Annotated in this window: 16 protein-coding genes; 11 read left to right on the plus strand and 5 right to left on the minus strand. The window is 64.8% G+C overall.

Going from position 1 to position 17331, the window contains the following annotated elements; all coding sequences use genetic code 11:
- The first annotated feature begins 26 nt into the window (after positions 1 to 26).
- Positions 27 to 1100: a tartrate dehydrogenase gene (locus X268_RS08475; protein ID WP_128924509.1), complete on the plus strand. Its 1074-nt coding sequence runs from the start codon at positions 27 to 29 to the stop codon at positions 1098 to 1100.
- A gap of 188 nt (positions 1101 to 1288) precedes the next feature.
- On the opposite strand, the gene X268_RS08480 is transcribed toward X268_RS08475, so the two are convergent.
- The 4 genes from X268_RS08480 to X268_RS08495 form a co-directional block, all read right to left on the minus strand.
- Positions 1289 to 2362 carry a malate/lactate/ureidoglycolate dehydrogenase gene (locus tag X268_RS08480; protein WP_128924510.1) on the minus strand — a complete coding sequence of 358 codons (1074 nt, stop codon included), beginning with the start codon at positions 2360 to 2362 and terminating at the stop codon, positions 1289 to 1291.
- A gap of 71 nt (positions 2363 to 2433) precedes the next feature.
- Positions 2434 to 3345, minus strand: a complete 912-nt coding sequence (locus X268_RS08485) for an NAD(P)-dependent oxidoreductase (protein WP_128924511.1) — start codon at positions 3343 to 3345, stop codon at positions 2434 to 2436.
- A gap of 12 nt (positions 3346 to 3357) precedes the next feature.
- On the minus strand, positions 3358 to 4608 hold the full coding sequence (locus X268_RS08490) for a Zn-dependent hydrolase (RefSeq protein ID WP_128924512.1): 1251 nt from the start codon (positions 4606 to 4608) through the stop codon (positions 3358 to 3360).
- 120 nt (positions 4609 to 4728) lie between these two features.
- Positions 4729 to 5646, minus strand: coding sequence for a LysR family transcriptional regulator (locus tag X268_RS08495; RefSeq protein WP_128924513.1), 918 nt, complete (start codon positions 5644 to 5646; stop codon positions 4729 to 4731).
- A 120-nt stretch (positions 5647 to 5766) separates the two neighbouring features.
- Between X268_RS08495 and X268_RS08500 the strand changes: the two genes are divergently transcribed.
- The 6 genes from X268_RS08500 (at position 5767) to X268_RS08525 (ending at position 11345) form a co-directional block, all read left to right on the plus strand.
- On the plus strand, positions 5767 to 6582 hold the full coding sequence (locus X268_RS08500) for a putative hydro-lyase (protein ID WP_128924514.1): 816 nt from the start codon (positions 5767 to 5769) through the stop codon (positions 6580 to 6582).
- 89 nt (positions 6583 to 6671) lie between these two features.
- A complete protein-coding gene (locus X268_RS08505) occupies positions 6672 to 7916 on the plus strand; it encodes an ABC transporter substrate-binding protein (protein ID WP_128924515.1) in 1245 nt (414 codons plus the stop codon).
- Between the two features lie 196 nt (positions 7917 to 8112).
- Positions 8113 to 8946, plus strand: a complete 834-nt coding sequence (locus X268_RS08510; protein ID WP_245477937.1) for a branched-chain amino acid ABC transporter permease — start codon at positions 8113 to 8115, stop codon at positions 8944 to 8946.
- A complete protein-coding gene (locus tag X268_RS08515; RefSeq protein WP_128924517.1) occupies positions 8946 to 9929 on the plus strand; it encodes a branched-chain amino acid ABC transporter permease in 984 nt (327 codons plus the stop codon). Before X268_RS08510 ends, X268_RS08515 begins: the two co-directional genes overlap by 1 nt.
- Positions 9926 to 10657, plus strand: coding sequence for an ABC transporter ATP-binding protein (locus X268_RS08520; RefSeq protein ID WP_128924518.1), 732 nt, complete (start codon positions 9926 to 9928; stop codon positions 10655 to 10657). Before X268_RS08515 ends, X268_RS08520 begins: the two co-directional genes overlap by 4 nt.
- Positions 10641 to 11345, plus strand: coding sequence for an ABC transporter ATP-binding protein (locus tag X268_RS08525; RefSeq protein WP_128924519.1), 705 nt, complete (start codon positions 10641 to 10643; stop codon positions 11343 to 11345). The genes X268_RS08520 and X268_RS08525 overlap by 17 nt, the downstream gene beginning before the upstream one ends.
- A 136-nt stretch (positions 11346 to 11481) precedes the next feature.
- Here X268_RS08525 and otnC read toward each other — a convergent pair whose 3' ends face one another.
- Positions 11482 to 12174, minus strand: a complete 693-nt coding sequence (gene otnC / locus X268_RS08530; RefSeq protein WP_164937616.1) for a 3-oxo-tetronate 4-phosphate decarboxylase — start codon at positions 12172 to 12174, stop codon at positions 11482 to 11484.
- 104 nt (positions 12175 to 12278) lie between these two features.
- Here otnC and ltnD point away from each other — a divergent pair, with 104 nt between their 5' ends.
- From ltnD to X268_RS08550, 4 genes are all read left to right on the plus strand, one after another.
- Entirely contained in the window at positions 12279 to 13196 is a 918-nt protein-coding gene (gene ltnD / locus X268_RS08535) for an L-threonate dehydrogenase (RefSeq protein ID WP_128924521.1), read from the plus strand.
- Between the two features lie 11 nt (positions 13197 to 13207).
- Positions 13208 to 13990 (plus strand): 2-oxo-tetronate isomerase, encoded by a 783-nt coding sequence (gene otnI, locus X268_RS08540; RefSeq protein WP_128924522.1) that lies wholly within the window; start codon positions 13208 to 13210, stop codon positions 13988 to 13990.
- On the plus strand, positions 13987 to 15261 hold the full coding sequence (gene otnK, locus X268_RS08545; RefSeq protein ID WP_128924523.1) for a 3-oxo-tetronate kinase: 1275 nt from the start codon (positions 13987 to 13989) through the stop codon (positions 15259 to 15261). The genes otnI and otnK overlap by 4 nt, the downstream gene beginning before the upstream one ends.
- 169 nt (positions 15262 to 15430) lie before the next feature.
- Entirely contained in the window at positions 15431 to 17122 is a 1692-nt protein-coding gene (locus tag X268_RS08550; protein WP_128924524.1) for a methyl-accepting chemotaxis protein, read from the plus strand.
- Positions 17123 to 17331: the final 209 nt, after the last annotated feature.

The raw sequence follows: 17331 nt of genomic DNA on the forward strand, positions 1-17331 counted from the left end.
TGCCGGACCAACCAAGGACGTTCTCGATGAGCAAGAAGCAATACCGGATCGCGGTCATTCCCGGCGACGGCATCGGCAAGGAAGTGATGCCAGAGGGCCTGCGCGTCCTGGAGGCTGCGGCGAAGAAGCACGGCGTTTCCCTGCATTTCGACCATTTCGACTTCTCGTCGTGGGACTATTACGAGAAGCACGGTCAGATGATGCCCGATGACTGGAAGGAGAAGATCGGCAAGCACGACGCCATCTATTTCGGCGCAGTCGGCTGGCCGGCCAAGATTCCGGACCACGTCTCGCTGTGGGGCTCGCTGATCAAGTTCCGTCGCGAGTTCGACCAGTATGTGAACCTGCGCCCGGTGCGGCTGATGCCGGGCGTGCCGTCGCCGCTGGCGGGTCGCAAGCCCGGCGACATCGATTTCTGGGTGGTGCGCGAGAACACCGAAGGTGAGTATTCGTCCGTCGGCGGTCGCATGTTCCCGGACACCGACCGCGAGTTCGTGACGCAGCAGACGGTGATGACCCGCACGGGTGTCGACCGCATCCTGAAGTTCGCCTTCGAGCTCGCGCAGTCGCGGCCGAAGAAGCACCTGACCTCGGCGACCAAGTCCAACGGCATCTCCATCACCATGCCCTATTGGGACGAGCGCGTGGAGGCGATGGCGAAGAAGTATCCGGGCGTGAAGTGGGACAAGTACCACATCGACATCCTGACCGCGAACTTCGTGCTGCACCCGGATTGGTTCGACGTCGTGGTCGGCTCCAACCTATTCGGCGATATCCTCTCCGACCTCGGCCCGGCCTGCACCGGCACCATCGGCATCGCGCCGTCAGGCAACATCAATCCCGAAGGCGACTTTCCCTCGGTGTTCGAGCCGGTGCACGGCTCGGCGCCTGACATCGCCGGCCAGGGCATTGCCAACCCGATTGGGGCAATCTGGTCGGGCGCGATGATGCTGGAGCATCTCGGCGAGAAGGTCGCGGGCAAGTCGATCGTCGAAGCGATCGAGCGCACGCTCGCCGAGCGCACGTTGCGCACCAAGGACCTCGGGGGCAATGCGGATACGACCGCCTGCGGCAAGGCGGTTGCGGATATGGTGGATTAGCGCGGGCTACCAACCACAGGGTCGTCCCGGCGGAAGCCGGGACCCATACCCCAGGGGGTGGTTACAGCGCGAACTGGAAAACCGTGAGTCTTCGCCAAACTCAATCCCGTGGGTATGGATCCCGGATCAGCACTTCGCTTCGCTGCGCTCGTCCGGGACGACACCGATTGTGATTGCTTAGTCCCAGACTACCCTGCGATCTTCTCGATCGCCGCCTGATCCAGCCCGAACTTCTTCCCGGCCTCGAGAATCTCCTGCCAGGTGGTCGGATCGACCGGAATGCCTTCGGCGAGGCGCTTCTTCTTGGTCTCACGCTCGGGCTCGCCGGCGATTTTGACCTTGTCGACGCCGGCGCCGGGCGGTGAGCCGGTGTGCCAGGCGACAAAACTCTCGACTTCGCGCGCGAGGTTCTCGCCAGTGCCGAGCTTGCCCGGGTCGATGACGATCGAGAGCATGCCGTTGAGGACGTTGTACTTGCCGTCGGACGGGCCCTTGACCACCTGCCCGCCGGAGAGCGCGCCGCCGAGGATTTCGCACACCAGGGCGAGCCCCGACCCCTTGTGCTCGCCGAACGGCAGGATCGCGCCGTATGGCGGGGTCACGGGGTAGCGCGGATTGACCGTGGGCTTGCCTTCGTCGTCGATGATGGTGCCGGGCTCGAGCGCGACGCCCTTGTTGTGGGCGACGCGGGTCTTGCCCTGCGCGATTCTGCTGGTCGCGAAGTCGAGCACGATGGGGTCCTTGCCCCGGCGCGGGATGCCGACGCAGAACGGGTTGGTGCCGTGGCGGGCATCGCTGCCGCCCCCGGGCGCCACGATCGGGCGCGAGATCACGTTGACGAAGTGGATCGAGACCAGTCCATGGTCGATGCACTGCTCGGCCCAGTGGCCGATGCGGCCGATATGGTGCGAGTTGGAGAGGCCGACGAGGCACACGCCATTTTTCTTGGCGCGCTCGGCAGCCAGCTCCATCGCCTCATGGCCGATCACCTGGCCGTAGCCGGTCAGGCCGTCGAGGGTGAGCAGCGGACCGGTGTCGAGCACGATCTTGACGTGCTGGTTCACCGCGAGGCCGCCTGTCGTGACGCTCTGAACATAGCGGGGGATCATGCCGACGCCGTGGGAGTCGTGTCCCTTCAGATTGGCCTCGACGAGGTTAATGGAGACGAGCTCGGCCTCGCGGTCCGAGGAGCCGCCGGCCTTGACGATGGCGCGGATGGCGTTGGTGAGCGGCTCTGCCTTGATGGTGCGATAGTCGGCCATTGTTGTTGCTCTTGTCCTTTCACGATTTGGCGGGGAGCGTAGGGGTAGGTTAGCCGAAGGCGTAACCTACCTTACGAACTTACGATCCGGCGGCAATGAACCAATGCCGCTTCAATGAGGTTCTCGCTGGCCTCGGGCGTGCGGAAGGCCGAATGCGCCGAGAGCGTCACGTTCGGAATCTTGGTCAGCGGATGGTCCGCCGGCAGAGGCTCGATGTTGAAGACGTCGAGGCCGGCATGGCGGATGTGGCCCGACTTCAGCGCGTCGATCATCGCTTGCTCGTCGACGATCGCGGCGCGCGCGGTGTTGACGAAGATGACGCCCGGTTTCATCTTCGCGATCTTCTCGCGCGAGATCATGCCGCGCGTCTCGTCGTTGAGCAGCAGGTGCAGCGACACGACGTCGCTATTCGCCAGAACCGTGTCGAGATCGGTGAACGTCACGCCCGGATGGCTTTTGGACGAGCGGTTCCAGGCGATCACCTTCATGCCGCTGCCCGAGGCAATGCGCGCGACCTCCGCGGCGATGCCGCCGAAGCCGATCAGGCCGAGGGTTTTGCCGGTGAGCTGCATGCCGTCCTCGCGCAGCCAGCTGCCGGCGCGCATCTCGCGGTCCATCATCGCGATGACGCGGGCCGAGGCCCACATCAGCGCGATCGCGGATTCGGCGACCGCCGTATCACCATAGCCCTTGATCAGATGCACGGAGATGCCGAGCTCGGCGAGCTCCTCCGGGTTCATGTAGCTGCGCGCGCCGGTGCCGAGGAACACGACGTGCTTCAGGCCTGCGCATTTCTTCGCGACCTCGGTCGGAAGAGCCGTGTGATCGACGATCGCGATCTCGGCGCCGTCGAGGATTTCAGGGTATTGCTCGGGCTTGATGTCGGGATCCCGGTGGATGCGCACCTTGGGGTCGCCGGGCTTCATGAGCCGTTCCATGATTACGGCGAGGGCTTCGTTGGCGTCGACGAAAACTCCGCGCATGGCTCTCTCCGGTCAGGATACGACGCCGGCGATCGCCAGCACGGTATGCATGAGGACGTTGGTGCCTGCGGCGCAGTCGGGTTGCGTCGCATCTTCCAGCTCGTTGTGGCTGATGCCGTCCTTGCATGGCACAAACACCATTGCCGCCGGCATCTTGGTGTTGAGGTTGCAGGCGTCGTGGCCGGCGCCGGAGGTGATGCGGCGCGAGGAATAGCCGAGCGTCTTGGCCGCGTTCTCGACCGCCGCAATGAGCTTGGGATCGAAATGCGTCGGCGGCTTGCGCCAGACCAGGTCGATCTTGACGTCGACCTTGCGGCGCGCGGCGATCTCGGCAATCGCGGCGCGCAGATCGCGATCGAGCGCGTCCATGATCGCACCATCAGCGCTGCGGCAATCGACGGTGAAGGCGATCTCGCCGGGAATGACGTTGCGTGAGGGATTGGCGATCACGGCCTCGCCGATGGTGCCGACTGCGTTCGGCCCATGCTTCTTGGCAATGGCTTCCATCGCCAGCACGATCTCCGATAGCGTTGCGAGCGCATCGCGCCGCAGCGGCATCGGGGTCGATCCGGCATGGCTCTCGAAGCCGGAAATCTTGCCGTCATACCAGAGCACGCCCTGGCCGGAATCGACCACGCCGATGGTCTTGCCTTCGGCCTCCAGGATCGGACCTTGCTCGATATGCAATTCAACGAAGCAGCCGAGCTTCTGGAAGCCGACCGGCTTGTCGCCGCGATAGCCGATGCTGTCGAGCGCTTGGCCGACGCTCACACCGTCGGCGTCCTTGCGCGACAAAATGTCGTCGGTGGTGAAATCGCCGACATAGGCGGCGGAGGCCATCATTGCGGGCGCGAAGCGCGAGCCTTCCTCGTTGGTCCAGTTGACGATGCAGATCGGCGCCTCGGTCTCGATGCCGGCATCGTTCAGCGTGCGGATCACTTCGAGCGCGCCGAGCGTTCCCAGAATGCCGTCATACTTGCCGCCGGTCGGCTGGGTGTCGAGATGCGAGCCGATACCGACGGGCGGCTTCGACATGTCGCGGCCCTTGCGCAGGCCGAACTGCGATCCGAGCGCGTCGACGTGAACTTCCAGCCCGGCGTCTTCGCAGGCCTTGCGGAACCAGTCACGCACCTGCTTGTCTTCGTTGCTGAGCGTCAGCCGCCGCACGCCGCCCTTTGCCGTCGCGCCGAATTGCGCGGTCTCGTGGATGGAGCCCCAGAGGCGGGCGGAATCGATTTGCAAATTGGTGGCGGCTCGGCTCATGCGTCTCTTCCATTGATCGCTGTCATTCCGGGGCGCCCGCAGGGCGAACCCGGAATCTCGAGATTCCGGGTTCGATGCTGTCGCATCGCCCCGGAATGACGGTAGAAAATCCGGCTCTTTTCAATGACGCGCCAGCGCGGGCGCGTCAACCGCGAGGCTGCTCTGCGCAATCTGCCGTGCCAGCTCGGCGACGCGCTCCACGGCGACGACATCGGGCGAGGCGAGCCAGCTCGCGGTGAAGGTCAGGGGGGCGATGGCGAGATCGGTATCGAGCAGTTGCAGCCGTCCGTCGCCGAGCTCGTTCTCGACGATGGCGTCGGGGATCACGGCGATGCCGAGGCCCTCGACCGCCATGTGGATGACGGTGGCCAGAGAAGCGGACGCATGCAGGCGGATCGGCGGCAGCTCCGGCCGGTCGAACACCTCGCGCACGACCTCGTAAGGCTTGGTCTTGCGCGGGAAGGTGATGATCGGAAACCGCGCGAGCTCCGCCGGCGTCACCGGGCCCTTGCCGAGGCCGAGCGAGGGACTGGCGAGGAATCCGATCGGATAATCGGCGAGCACGCGATTGTGCACGCCGGAGGCGGACAGCGGTCCCACCACGAACGCGAGCTCGATCTCCTGGGCGAGCAGGCGCGCGGTGAGGTTTGGCGTGATGTCGACTTCGATCTCCAGCGATAGGTTCGGGTAGACCTGGTTGACGCTCTTCACGAGGCGCGGCAGCCAGGTGTGCACGATGGTCTCGGCGACGCCGAGCCGCATCACGCCGCGCATCGCCGAGGCATCGCCGATCTCCGCCATCATCTGCGCCCGCAGGCCGATCAGCTTCTCCGCATAGACCATCATCTGCCGGCCGCTCGGGGTCGGCGAGGCCACGCGATGATCGCGATTGAGCAGCTTCACGCCCATCTCGCGCTCGAGCTGGGCGATGCGCTGGGAGATCGCGGGCTGGGTGGTGTTGAGCCGTTGCGCGGCGCCGCGAAAGCTGCCGAGCTTCACAACCCAGAGGAACGTCTCGATCGACCTGAAGTCCAGCATTGGAAGGATTTTCCCAGTCGATAAATCAGATTTATCGAGATTGATTAGAAACGACGATTAGACTTTATAGCACGCTTGGTGTTGGCTTGTCTTTGTCGAGTTTATAGGCAGGGCGATTACATGACTGTTTTGGTGGCAGCGCAGCAAACTGAAACGCCCGACGCCCTTCCGAGCCGCAAGGCCCGGCTCGCCTATCGGCAGGGATTGGTCGCTTCCACCGCCGGCGTCGCTCCCGGCTTCGTCCAGGGCAATCTGGCGATCCTGCCGGCCGAATATGCCGGCGCCTTCCATCGCTTCTGCCAGCTCAATCCGAAACCGTGCCCGATCGTCGGCATGTCCGATGTCGGCAGCCCCCATATCCCGGCGCTCGGCGCCGATCTCGACATTCGCACCGACGTGCCGCGCTACCGCGTCTGGCGCGACGGCGAAGTGGTAGATGAGCCGACCGACGTGACGAAGTACTGGCGCGACGATCTCGTGACCTTCGTGCTCGGCTGCTCGTTCTCGTTCGAGGAGGCGTTGCTGGATGAGGGCATGCCGATCCGCCACATCGAGCAGAACGTGCGGGTGCCGATGTACCGCACCAATATCGCCTGCAGCGAGGCCGGACCGTTCGCCGGTCCGATGGTGGTGTCGATGCGTCCGTTCAAGCCGGCTGACGCGATCCGCGCGGTGCAGATCACCTCGCGCTATCCCGCCGTGCACGGCGCTCCCGTGCATCTCGGCCATCCGCACCTGATCGGCATCAAGGACATCGCCAAGCCCGACTATGGTGATCCGGTGCCGGTCGCCGACGACGAGATCCCGGTGTTCTGGGCCTGTGGCGTGACCCCGCAATCGGTGATCAACGCCGCGAAGGTTCCGTTCGCGATCACGCATTCGCCCGGCCTGATGCTGGTCACCGATCTCAAGAACAGGACCATGGCCGTGATTTAGTGGGCAGCATTTGCTGCTTCTTCGAGCTTTACCGCATCCATCAATCGCTTCATTCGATCATCTGAAATTCAGTCACAGAGGACTCTGCCATGACGATCACTCGCCGCGACGTGCTGTTAGGTGCCACCGCCACTGCCGCTCTCGTGCCGTTGGCAGCGCGCGCACAGACCTCGGAGGTCGTGATCGGCGTGATCTATCCGTTCTCCGGCGGCAGCGCCCAGCAGGGCGTCGACGCGCAGAAGGCCTACGAGACTGCGCTCGAAGTCATCAACAAGGATGCTGATTTCGCCCTGCCGCTGGCGAAGGGCGAGGGCCTGCCGGGTCTCGGCGGCGCCAAGATCCGCCTCGTGTTCGCCGACCATCAGGCCGATCCGCAGAAAGGCCGCGCCGAGGCCGAGCGCCTGATCACGCAGGAGAAGGTCTGCGCCATCATCGGCACCTATCAGAGCGCCGTCGCCGTCACTGTCAGCCAGATCTGCGAACGCTATCAGGTCCCGTTCGTCTCGGCCGACAATTCCTCGCCCAGCCTGCATCGCCGCGGCCTGAAGTACTATTTCCGCGCCGCACCGCACGACGAGATGTACTCGGCCGCCATGTTCGACTTTTTCGATGCCATGAAGAAGAAGGGCACCAAGATCGAGACGCTGTCGCTGTTCCACGAGGACACCATCTTCGGCACCGATTCCGGCAACGCCCAGGCCAAAATCGCCGGCGAGCGTGGCTACAAGATCGTCACCGACATCAAGTATCGCGCCAACTCGCCCTCGCTCTCGGCCGAAGTGCAGCAGCTCAAGTCTGCGAACGCCGACGTGCTGATGCCCTCGAGCTACACCACCGACGGCATCCTCTTGGTCAAGACCATGGCCGAGCTCGGCTACAAGCCGAATGCGATCGTGGCGCAGGACGCCGGCTTCTCCGAGAAGGCGCTCTATGATGCCGTCGGCGACAAGCTCGAAGGCGTGATCTCGCGCGGCACCTTCTCGCTCGACCTCGCGCAGAAGCGGCCGATGGTCGGCAAGATCAACGAGATGTTCAAGGCGCGCTCGGGCAAGGACTTCAACGACCTCACCTCGCGCCAGTTCATGGGCCTGATCATCCTCGCCGACGCCATCAGCCGCGCCAAGTCGACCGACGGCGAGAAGATCCGCGATGCGCTGGCGGCGACCGACATCCCGGGCGAGCAGACCATCATGCCCTGGAAGCGCGTCAAGTTCGACGAGGCTGGCCAGAACAACGACGCTGACCCGGTGCTGCTGCAATATGTCGGCGGAAAGTTCGTCACCATCTTCCCGCCGCAGGCTGCGATCGCCGAGGCGATCTGGCCGATGAAGTAAGAGTGGGAAGCGGGAGCTCAGATGTAGCTCCCGCCCTCATCCTGAGGAGCGGGCGCAGCCCGCATCTCGAAGGGCGAGGGCTGGGCCATCCTTCGAGACGCGCGCTGGTGCGCGCTCCTCAGGATGAGGATCTATTTCGGGGGACAGACTTTTGACAGCCCAAGCCATTATCCAAAGCCTTGCGAGCGGTCTGCTCATGGGCCTGCTCTACGGACTGATCGCGGTCGGCCTCGCGCTGATCTTCGGACTGATGGACGTCACGAACTTCGCCCATGGCGAGTTCCTGATGATCGCGATGTACCTGTCCTTCTTCCTGTTCGCGTTCTTCGCGATCGACCCCTTGCTGTCGGCGCCCTTGGTCGCCGCCGCGCTCTTCATCTTCGGAGCGGTGGTCTATCTGCTGCTTGTACGTTTCGCCATGCGGGCCAAGGCCAATGCCGGCATGGTGCAGATCTTCACCACCTTCGGCCTCGCCATCGTCATGCGCGGCCTCGCGCAGTACTTCTTCACGCCAGACTATCGCAGCATTCCGCAGTCCTGGCTCGGCGGCAAAACCATTTCGGTTGCCGGCATCTTCCTGCCGGAACCGCAGCTGGTCGGTGCGCTGGTCTCGATCGCGGCCTTTGCCGGTCTCTATTTCTTCATCCACCGCACAGATTTCGGTCGCGCACTGGAAGCCACGCGTGAAGATCCCGGCGCGGTCGCGCTGGTCGGCATCGACAAGAACCGCGTGTTCGCTTTCGGCTGGGGCCTCGGCGCCGCCCTGGTCGGCCTCGCCGGCGCGATCATGGCGGTGTTCTTCTACATCTATCCCGACGTCGGCGCCTCCTTTGCCCTGATCGCCTACGTCACCGTGGCGCTCGGCGGCTTCGGCAGCGTGTTCGGCGCCTTCGCGGGCGGCATCATCGTCGGCCTCGTCGAAGCCGTCACCGCGCTGGTGCTGCCGCCGTCGCTGAAATCGGTCGGCATCTACGCGGTCTATCTCCTGGTCGTCTTCATCCGGCCGCGCGGCCTGTTCGGATCGATCTGATGGACAAGGATTTTGCAGCGCGGCGCCGCCGCGACCTCATCATCGCCGCGGTGCTCGCCGTGATTGCCGCGCTGACGCCGTTGTTCGTAAAGGACGTCGTCGTCCAGAACATCCTGATCCTGACGCTGATGTATGCGGGACTGTCGCAGAGCTGGAACATCCTGTCCGGTTATTGCGGGCAGATCTCGCTCGGCCATGCGCTGTATTTCGGCCTGGGTGCCTACACCACCGAGCTGCTGTTCACCAAGTTCGGCGTGCTGCCCTGGTTCGGCATGCTGGCAGGCGGCGTCGTGTCGGCGCTGATCGCGATGGGCCTCGGCTATCCCTTCTTCCGCCTGCGTGGCCACTATTTCGTGATCGCGACCATCGTCATCGCCGAGATCGGGTTGCTGCTGTTCCACAATTGGGAATGGGCGGGCGCCGCGATGGGCATCACCATTCCAATCCGCGGCGACAGCTGGCTGAAATTCCAGTTCCTGCGGACCAAGCTGCCGTATTTCTATTTCGCGCTGGCGCTGTGCTGCCTCGCCTGGTTCGTCACCTGGTGGCTGGAGGACTCCAAATGGGGCTTCTGGTGGCGCGCGGTGAAGGACAATCCGGATGCGGCCGAGAGCCTCGGCGTCGACGTGTTCAATTCCAAGATGGGCGCGGCCGCGGTCTCCGCCTTCCTGGTTGCCGTCGGCGGCAGCTTCTACGCCCAGTTCGTCTCCTACATCGATCCCGAAAGCGTCATGGGCTTCCAGTTTTCGCTGCTGATGGCGCTGCCCGCCGTGCTCGGCGGTATCGGCACCCTGTGGGGGCCGGTGCTCGGCGCTGCCATTCTGATTCCGCTGACCGAGCTGACGCGCTTCAAGTTCGGCGGCTCGGGGCGCGGTGTCGACCTCATCGTCTACGGCTCGCTGATCGTCCTGATCTCGCTGGCCTTGCCGCGGGGGTTGCTCAGCCTGTTTTCACGCCCGAAGAAGACGGGAGCCGCACGATGACCCCGCTCCTCGAAACCCGCGGTGTCTGGCAGCGGTTCGGCGGTCTCATCGCCAACAGCGACGTCTCGATCTCGGTCGGCCGCGGCGAGATCGTCGGCCTGATCGGCCCCAATGGCGCCGGCAAGTCGACACTGTTCAATCTCATCGCCGGCGTGCTGCCGCCGACGCAAGGCTCGATCTGGTTCGATGGCGAGGACGTCACCCGCATGCCGGCGGCCGTGCGCTGCCAGCGCGGGGTGGGGCGCACCTTCCAGGTCGTCAAGAGCTTCGAGACCATGACTGTCATCGACAATGTCATCGTCGGCGCGCTCGTGCGCAGCACCGTGATGCGCGAGGCCCGCCGCAAGGCGCGTGAGGTCTTGGAGTTCACCGGCCTTGCCGCGCGCGCCGACGTGCTCGCCAGCGACCTCGTGCCGGCCGAGAAGCGCCGCCTCGAAGTCGCGCGGGCGCTCGCAACCGAGCCGAAGCTGCTGCTGCTCGACGAGGTCCTCACCGGCCTGACGCCCACTGAGGCACAGACCGGCGTCGCGCTGGTGCGCAAGGTGCGCGATGCCGGCATCACCGTCTTGATGGTCGAGCATGTCATGGAGATCGTGATGCCTTTGGTCGATCGCGCTATCGTGCTCGACCTCGGCAAGGTGCTGGTCGAGGGCAAGCCCACCGAGGTGGTCCGCGATCCCAAGGTGATCAAGGCATATCTGGGAGATCGTCATGCTGTCGGTGCGTGAAGTCACGACCGCCTATCAGGGCCTGGTCGCGATCTCCGCGGTCAGCATCGAGGTCACCAAGGGCGAGATCGTCTGTGTCGCCGGTGCCAACGGGGCCGGCAAATCGACCCTGCTGAAGTCGATCGCCGGTGCCGAACGCCCGCGTTCGGGCAGCGTGACCTTCGACGGCAAGCTGCTCAACGGCATGGCGCAGCACCACATCACGGCGGCCGGCATCGCCTACGTGCCGGAGAACCGCCGCCTGTTTCCGCGTCTGTCGGTGCGCGACAATCTTCGCCTCGGCAGCTATCTCTATCGCGGCGAAGCCAACCGAGAGGGGCCGCTCGATCTCGTCTTCAACCTGTTTCCGCGCCTCTCCGAGCGCCTCGACCAGCGCGCCGAAACGCTGTCCGGCGGCGAGCAGCAGATGCTCGCGATCGGCCGCGCGCTGATGACGCGCCCGCGGCTCTTGATGCTGGACGAGCCCTCGCAGGGCATCATGCCGAAGCTGGTGGACGAAATCTTCCAGGCGGTGAAGCGCATCCGCGACGCCGGCATGACCGTGCTGATCGTCGAGCAGCGCATGGCCGAGTGTCTGGAGATCGCCGACCGCGCCTACATCCTGCAAACCGGCCGTGTGCTGATGCAGGGCCCGGCCGCGGAGATCAAGGGCAATCCCGACGTGAGGAAGGCGTATCTGGGGCTGTAGCTAGACTGCTGCCGCAATCGCAGCCGTCATTCTGAGGTGCGCGCTCTTCGCGCGCCTCGAAGGATGGGCGGCGAGCGCCTGTAGCGCATCCTTCGAGGCTTCACCTTGCGATGCGTTGCAACGCAAGGCTCGCACCTCAGGATGACGGCGGAGTATGTGGCCCATGCCCATGCTCCGGCAATGTCACCCCGAACACCTTGACCAGATCGTTCACCTGCTCCGGCGACAAGTACCGCGGGTTCATCCCGCGCAGCAGCAGGTACAGCTTCGCCGTTTCCTCCAGCTCCTCCGTCGCGAACACCGCGGCTTCCAGCGTGTCGCCGGCAACGACCGGGCCGTGATTGGCGAGCAGCACGGATGAATATTTCCCGGCGAGGCCCTTGATCGCGTCCGCGACCGCGGGATCGCCGGGGCGGTAATAGGGCACAAGCGCGGTGGCGCCGCATTTCATCAGATAATAGGCCGTCATCGGCGGCAGCGCGGCGCGCGGATCGATCTCGGGCAGCATCGACAGCGCGACCGAATGGGTGGAGTGCAGATGCACGATCGCGCGCGCGCTCCCGCGCGTGTCGTAGAGCGCATTGTGCAGCGGAACTTCCTTGGTCGGCGCATCGCCCGAGACCAGGCGCCCCTGCTGGTCCAGCCGTGACAGCCTGGCTGGGTCGAGGAAGCCAAGCGAGGCGTTGGTCGGCGTCACCAGCCAGCCGCCGCCGTCCAGCCTGACGCTGATATTGCCGGAGGAGCCCGGCGTCAGCCCGCGCTCGAACAGCGACCGTCCAAACCGGCAGATCTCCTCGCGCAGCCTTGTCTCGTTGCTCATAACAGTCATGCCCTCTTGTCCCACGCTTTGGCAGCGCGGCAAAGCCGTGATATCGGTTCGCCGAGCCGCCGCTAAGGCCGGCCATCCAGGAAACGTTCGCAAGGGTCAGTTGCATGTCCGCCTCTACGCCACAAAATCAGCGCATCGCCATCGTCGGACTCGGCTCGATGGGCTACGGCATGGCGGGCTCGCTGAAGCGCGCCGGTCATATCGTCATCGGTTGCGACGTTTCTGCCGACGCCGTGGCGCGCTTCGTGAAGGATGGCGGTGCGGGCGCCAGCACGCCGGCCGAGGCGGCCAAGGGCGCGGACATCGTCGTCAGCGTCGTCGTCAATGCGGCACAGACCGAGACGATCCTGTTCGGCAAGGACGGCGTTGCCGAGACCTTGCCGAAGGACGGCGTCTTCATCTCCTCCGCCACGATGGACCCCGACGTGGCGCGGCGCCTCGCCAAGCAGTTGGAGGCGACCGGCCGGCATTACCTGGACGCCCCGATCTCCGGCGGGGCGCAGCGCGCGGCGCAAGGCGAGCTGACGATCCTCGCCTCCGGCAGTCCTGCCGCGTTTGCCAAGGCGCGACCCGCACTCGATGCCATGGCCGCCAAGCTCTATGAGCTCGGCGATGCCGCAGGGCAGGGCGCCGCCTTCAAGATGATCAACCAGCTGCTCGCCGGCGTGCACATCGCCGCCGCCAGCGAAGCGATGGCGTTCGCGGCCAAGCAGGGCCTCGACATTCGCAAGGTGTACGAGGTGATCACGGCCTCAGCCGGCAATTCCTGGATGTTCGAGAACCGCATGCCGCACGTGCTCGACGGCGACTACACACCGCGAAGCGCGGTGGAGATCTTCGTCAAGGACCTCGGCATCATCCAGGACATGGCGCGTAGTGCCCGATTCCCGGTGCCGGTCTCCGCCGCCGCGCTCCAGATGTTCCTGATGACGTCGGCCGCCGGCATGGGCCGCGACGATGACGCATCGGTCGCGCGCATGTATGCGCAAGTCACTGGCGTCAAGCTGCCCGGCGGCAAGTAAGAGGATATCCAATGCCCCGTTTCGCCGCCAATCTCTCGATGATGTTCACCGAGGTGCCCTTCCTCGACCGCTTCGACGCCGCTGCGCAAGCCGGCTTCACCGCCGTCGAGTTCCTGTTCCCCTACGAGCATCCCGCCGAGGCCGTCGGCGAACGGCTCAAGCGCAACGGCCTGACCCAGGCGCTGTTCAACCTGCCGCCGGGCGACTGGAACGCCGGCGAGAAGGGCTTTGCGGCGCTGCCGGCGCGGTTCGCCGATCTCAAGGCGAGCCTGGAGACGGCGCTGCCTTACGCCAAGGCGACCGGCGTCAAGCGCCTGCATCTGATGGCCGGCATCGCCAACCGCGGCGAACGCGTCGCGATCGAGGCGTTCTACAAATCGGTGGCATGGGCCGCGGAATTCTTCGCGCCCCACGGCATCGACGTCGTGATCGAGCCGATCAATGCGCGCAACGTGCCCGGCTACTTCCTCAACGATTTCGGCTTCGCGCGTGACCTGATTCAGGAACTGCGGCTTCCGAACCTGAAGCTCCAGTTCGACATCTATCATTGCCAGATCATCCACGGCGACGTCACCATGCGCCTGCGCGAGATGATGCCGATCATCGGCCACATCCAGATCGCCAGCATCCCCTCGCGCAACGAGCCTGATGGCGAGGAGCTGAATTACCCATTCCTGTTCGAAGAGCTCGACCGGCTCGGCTATGCCGGCTTCGTCGGCTGCGAATACAATCCGCGCGGCAAGACCACCGACGGCCTCGCCTGGTTCAGGCCCTACGCCGGAGTGAAGCCGTGACCCTCGCATTGGGCTGCATCGCCGACGACTATACCGGCGCTTCCGATCTCGCCAACACGCTGACGCGCGCGGGCCTGCGCACCGTGCAGACCATCGGGGTGCCCTCGGATGATCTGGCGCTGCCCGAGGTCGATGCCGTCGTGGTGTCGCTGAAGAGCCGCTCGATCGAGGCGGGCCTTGCCGTGTCGCGTTCGCGCGCGGCGGAGAAATGGCTGCGCAGTCGCGGCGCACGCCATGTGCTGTTCAAGATCTGCTCGACCTTCGATTCCACCGACGCCGGCAATATCGGCCCGGTGATGGACGCGCTGCGTGCCGATTGCGGCGAAGGTGCCGTTCTGGTGACGCCGGCGTTCCCGGAGACCGGCCGCACCGTCTACCAGGGCAACCTCTTCGTCGGCGCCGTGCCGCTGAACGAGAGCCCGCTGAAAGATCATCCGCTCAATCCGATGCACGATTCCAACCTGGTGCGTGTGCTCGCGCGTCAGAGCCGGACGCAGATCGGTCTCGTCGACCTCGCCACCGTCGCACGCGGCGCCGATGCCGTGCGGGCGCGGCTGGCCGAGCTCGCGGGCAAGGGCATCGGTGCCGCCATCATCGACGCCGTGTTCGACCGCGACCTCGAAACCATCGGCCTCGTGGCCGCCGGACATCGCCTGTCGGTCGGTGCCTCCGGCATCGGCCTTGGGCTCGCGCGCGCGCTGGTATCGACGGGCAAGGTCAAGTCGGCTGCGGTGAGCAACGAAGCCGGCGCTGCCGTCGGCGGATCGGTGGCGTGTCTTGCCGGAAGCTGCTCGCAGGCCACGCTTCAGCAGATCGCGAATGCCGAGCGTGTCATGCCGGTGTTGCATCTCGACGTGGACCGTATTCTTACGGGTGCGGCCGAGGCGCAGCGTGCACTGGACTGGGCAAGGCCGCGACTGTCCGAAGGTCCGGTGCTGATCGCATCGAGCTCGACACCCGATCAAGTCGCCGCGCTTCAGGCGCGTCATGGTCGTGATGCGGCCGGGCATGCCATCGAGCAGACGATGGCCGACATTGCCGAAAGCCTTGTAAAATCAGGTGTCCGGCGTTTGGTCGTTGCCGGTGGCGAGACATCCGGCTCCGTGGTCGATCGGTTGAAAATTCCCGGCTTTCTCGTAGGAGTGGAAATTGCGGCGGGCGTTCCGGTGCTGCGTGCGGTCGGTGTCGAAGGCGAGATGCTGCTCGCGTTGAAGTCCGGCAACTTCGGCGGGCCGGAGTTTTTCTCGGATGCGCTTAGGCTCATGCGCTGAACGCAGAGCATCTTTAGTCCCCTGTTCATCTCTTTCGATTTCCGTACTCGTGCGGAGTCGTAGTTAGCATCTGTGCAGATGGTCTGTTGTCTGATGTCGGCGCTGCTCCCTTTTGATTGATTCGTAGAGTTCCCGACGCGCGCCCGCGCCAGCACAACGAGACCCGATTATGTTTGCCAAGCTCTCCATCCGCGCCAAGATCACCGGTGTCGTGGCGTTCCTTTTGATCGCGATGACCGGCATGGGCCTGCTCGCCGTCATGAAGATGCGGTCGATGAACGCCAATACCGTCGACATCACCACGAACTGGATGCCGAGCGTCAGGGTGATCGGAGACCTGCGCGCCGCCGTCATCACCTATCGGAACGTTGTGCGTCAGCACATGCTGGCCGATGCCCTGGAAGACAAGCTCGCGGTGGAGAAGACCGCGGCTACGGTGACCGAGGCGCTCGCCAAGACGCGCGGCAAGTACGAGCCGATGATTAGTTCTGCGGAGGAGCGGACACTCTACGGCCAGTGGTCCAAGCTCTGGGACGAGTACAAGAAGGGAACCGACGAGGTGATGGCCTTGTCGCGCAAGGAGGCCGGCAAGATCCCGCGCGAGGCGCAGGAGCTCAACTCCAAGACGGTCAACAAGATCGGGCTTCAGGCGGATGAGGTCCTGAACAAGGACATCGAGCTCAACACCAAGGGCGGCGAGCAGGCCGCGCAGGACGCAGCCGACAGCTACGCCAACGCCCTCATGCTGGTGTCGGTCATTCTCGGCCTCGCTGTCATGATCGGCATCGGCCTCAGCTTCTATCTCGTTCGCGACGTCTCCAGCGGCATCAATTCCATCACCGAGCCGATGCAGGCGCTGGGCCGGGGCGACCTTTCCGCCGAGGTTCCGCATCGCGGCGAGAAGACGGAGATCGGCGCCATGGCCGACGTGCTCCAGATCTTCAAGGAAGCGTTGATCGCCAAGAAGGCCGCGGACGAGGCTGCGGCCGCGGATGCCGAAGCCAAGATCGAGCGCGGCCGCCGCGTCGATAACATCACCCGCGAATTCGAAGCCATGATCGGCGAGATCGTCCAGACCGTGTCGTCGGCCTCGACCCAGCTGGAGGCTTCCGCCTCGACGCTGACGTCGACCGCCGACCGCTCCCAGCGGCTGGCGACCACCGTTGCCAGCGCTTCGGAGGAAGCCTCGACCAACGTGCAGTCGGTGGCCTCTGCCACCGAGGAGATGGCCTCGTCGGTCGGCGAGATCAGCCGTCAGGTGCAGGAATCGGCGCGGATGGCCGGCGATGCCGTCGGCCAGGCGCGCGCCACCACCGAGCGCGTCAGCGAGCTGTCGAAGGCAGCGGCCCGGATTGGCGATGTCGTCGAGCTGATCAACACCATTGCCGGTCAGACCAACCTGCTGGCGCTGAACGCGACCATCGAAGCCGCACGTGCCGGCGAAGCGGGCCGCGGTTTCGCCGTAGTGGCCTCCGAGGTGAAGGCGCTCGCCGAGCAGACCGCAAAGGCGACCGGCGAGATCGGCCAGCAGATCTCCGGCATCCAGGCTGCGACCAACGACTCGGTCGGCGCCATCAAGGAGATCTCCTCGACCATCGAGCGTCTGTCGGAAATCTCGTCGGCGATTGCCGCGGCGGTGGAAGAGCAGGGCGCGGCGACGCAGGAGATCGCCCGCAACGTGCAGCAGGCCGCGCAGGGCACGCAGCAGGTCTCCTCCAACATCACCGACGTGCAGCGCGGCGCGACAGAGACCGGCACGGCCTCCTCACAGGTGCTGTCGGCGGCGCAAATGCTGTCGAACGATTCGGGCCGGTTGAAGAACGAGGTCAGCAAGTTCCTGACCAACGTCCGCGCAGCCTGATCCTTTATCCGATTAAACGACGAGCGGCGCCGAAAGCGCCGCTCGTTTCGTTTCACGGTAACATGATGTCGCTTCCGAGTAGCAATCTTAGGGCGTCCGTAATGTTACGGGCGAGCCGTTTCACCGATGGTTAAATCGCATTTACGACAATCGAGGTGAGGGCGGCTCCGCGTTGGAGATGATCCCGATTGGAATAATCCATATTGCAT

The organism is Bradyrhizobium guangxiense, assembly GCF_004114915.1.
Classification (GTDB): Bacteria; Pseudomonadota; Alphaproteobacteria; order Rhizobiales; family Xanthobacteraceae; genus Bradyrhizobium; species Bradyrhizobium guangxiense.

Coding starts and splice junctions, on each gene's coding strand:
- X268_RS08510 (WP_245477937.1), top strand. CDS start 8,113: ATGGGCCTGCTCTACGGACTGATCGCGGTCGGCCTCGCGCTGATCTTC.
- X268_RS08520 (WP_128924518.1), top strand. CDS start 9,926: ATGACCCCGCTCCTCGAAACCCGCGGTGTCTGGCAGCGGTTCGGCGGT.
- X268_RS08475 (WP_128924509.1), top strand. CDS start 27: ATGAGCAAGAAGCAATACCGGATCGCGGTCATTCCCGGCGACGGCATC.
- X268_RS08515 (WP_128924517.1), top strand. CDS start 8,946: ATGGACAAGGATTTTGCAGCGCGGCGCCGCCGCGACCTCATCATCGCC.
- X268_RS08480 (WP_128924510.1), bottom strand. CDS start 2,362: ATGGCCGACTATCGCACCATCAAGGCAGAGCCGCTCACCAACGCCATC.
- X268_RS08525 (WP_128924519.1), top strand. CDS start 10,641: ATGCTGTCGGTGCGTGAAGTCACGACCGCCTATCAGGGCCTGGTCGCG.
- X268_RS08485 (WP_128924511.1), bottom strand. CDS start 3,345: ATGCGCGGAGTTTTCGTCGACGCCAACGAAGCCCTCGCCGTAATCATG.
- otnC (WP_164937616.1), bottom strand. CDS start 12,174: ATGACTGTTATGAGCAACGAGACAAGGCTGCGCGAGGAGATCTGCCGG.
- otnI (WP_128924522.1), top strand. CDS start 13,208: ATGCCCCGTTTCGCCGCCAATCTCTCGATGATGTTCACCGAGGTGCCC.
- X268_RS08490 (WP_128924512.1), bottom strand. CDS start 4,608: ATGAGCCGAGCCGCCACCAATTTGCAAATCGATTCCGCCCGCCTCTGG.
- ltnD (WP_128924521.1), top strand. CDS start 12,279: ATGTCCGCCTCTACGCCACAAAATCAGCGCATCGCCATCGTCGGACTC.
- X268_RS08500 (WP_128924514.1), top strand. CDS start 5,767: ATGACTGTTTTGGTGGCAGCGCAGCAAACTGAAACGCCCGACGCCCTT.
- X268_RS08495 (WP_128924513.1), bottom strand. CDS start 5,646: ATGCTGGACTTCAGGTCGATCGAGACGTTCCTCTGGGTTGTGAAGCTC.
- X268_RS08505 (WP_128924515.1), top strand. CDS start 6,672: ATGACGATCACTCGCCGCGACGTGCTGTTAGGTGCCACCGCCACTGCC.
- X268_RS08550 (WP_128924524.1), top strand. CDS start 15,431: ATGTTTGCCAAGCTCTCCATCCGCGCCAAGATCACCGGTGTCGTGGCG.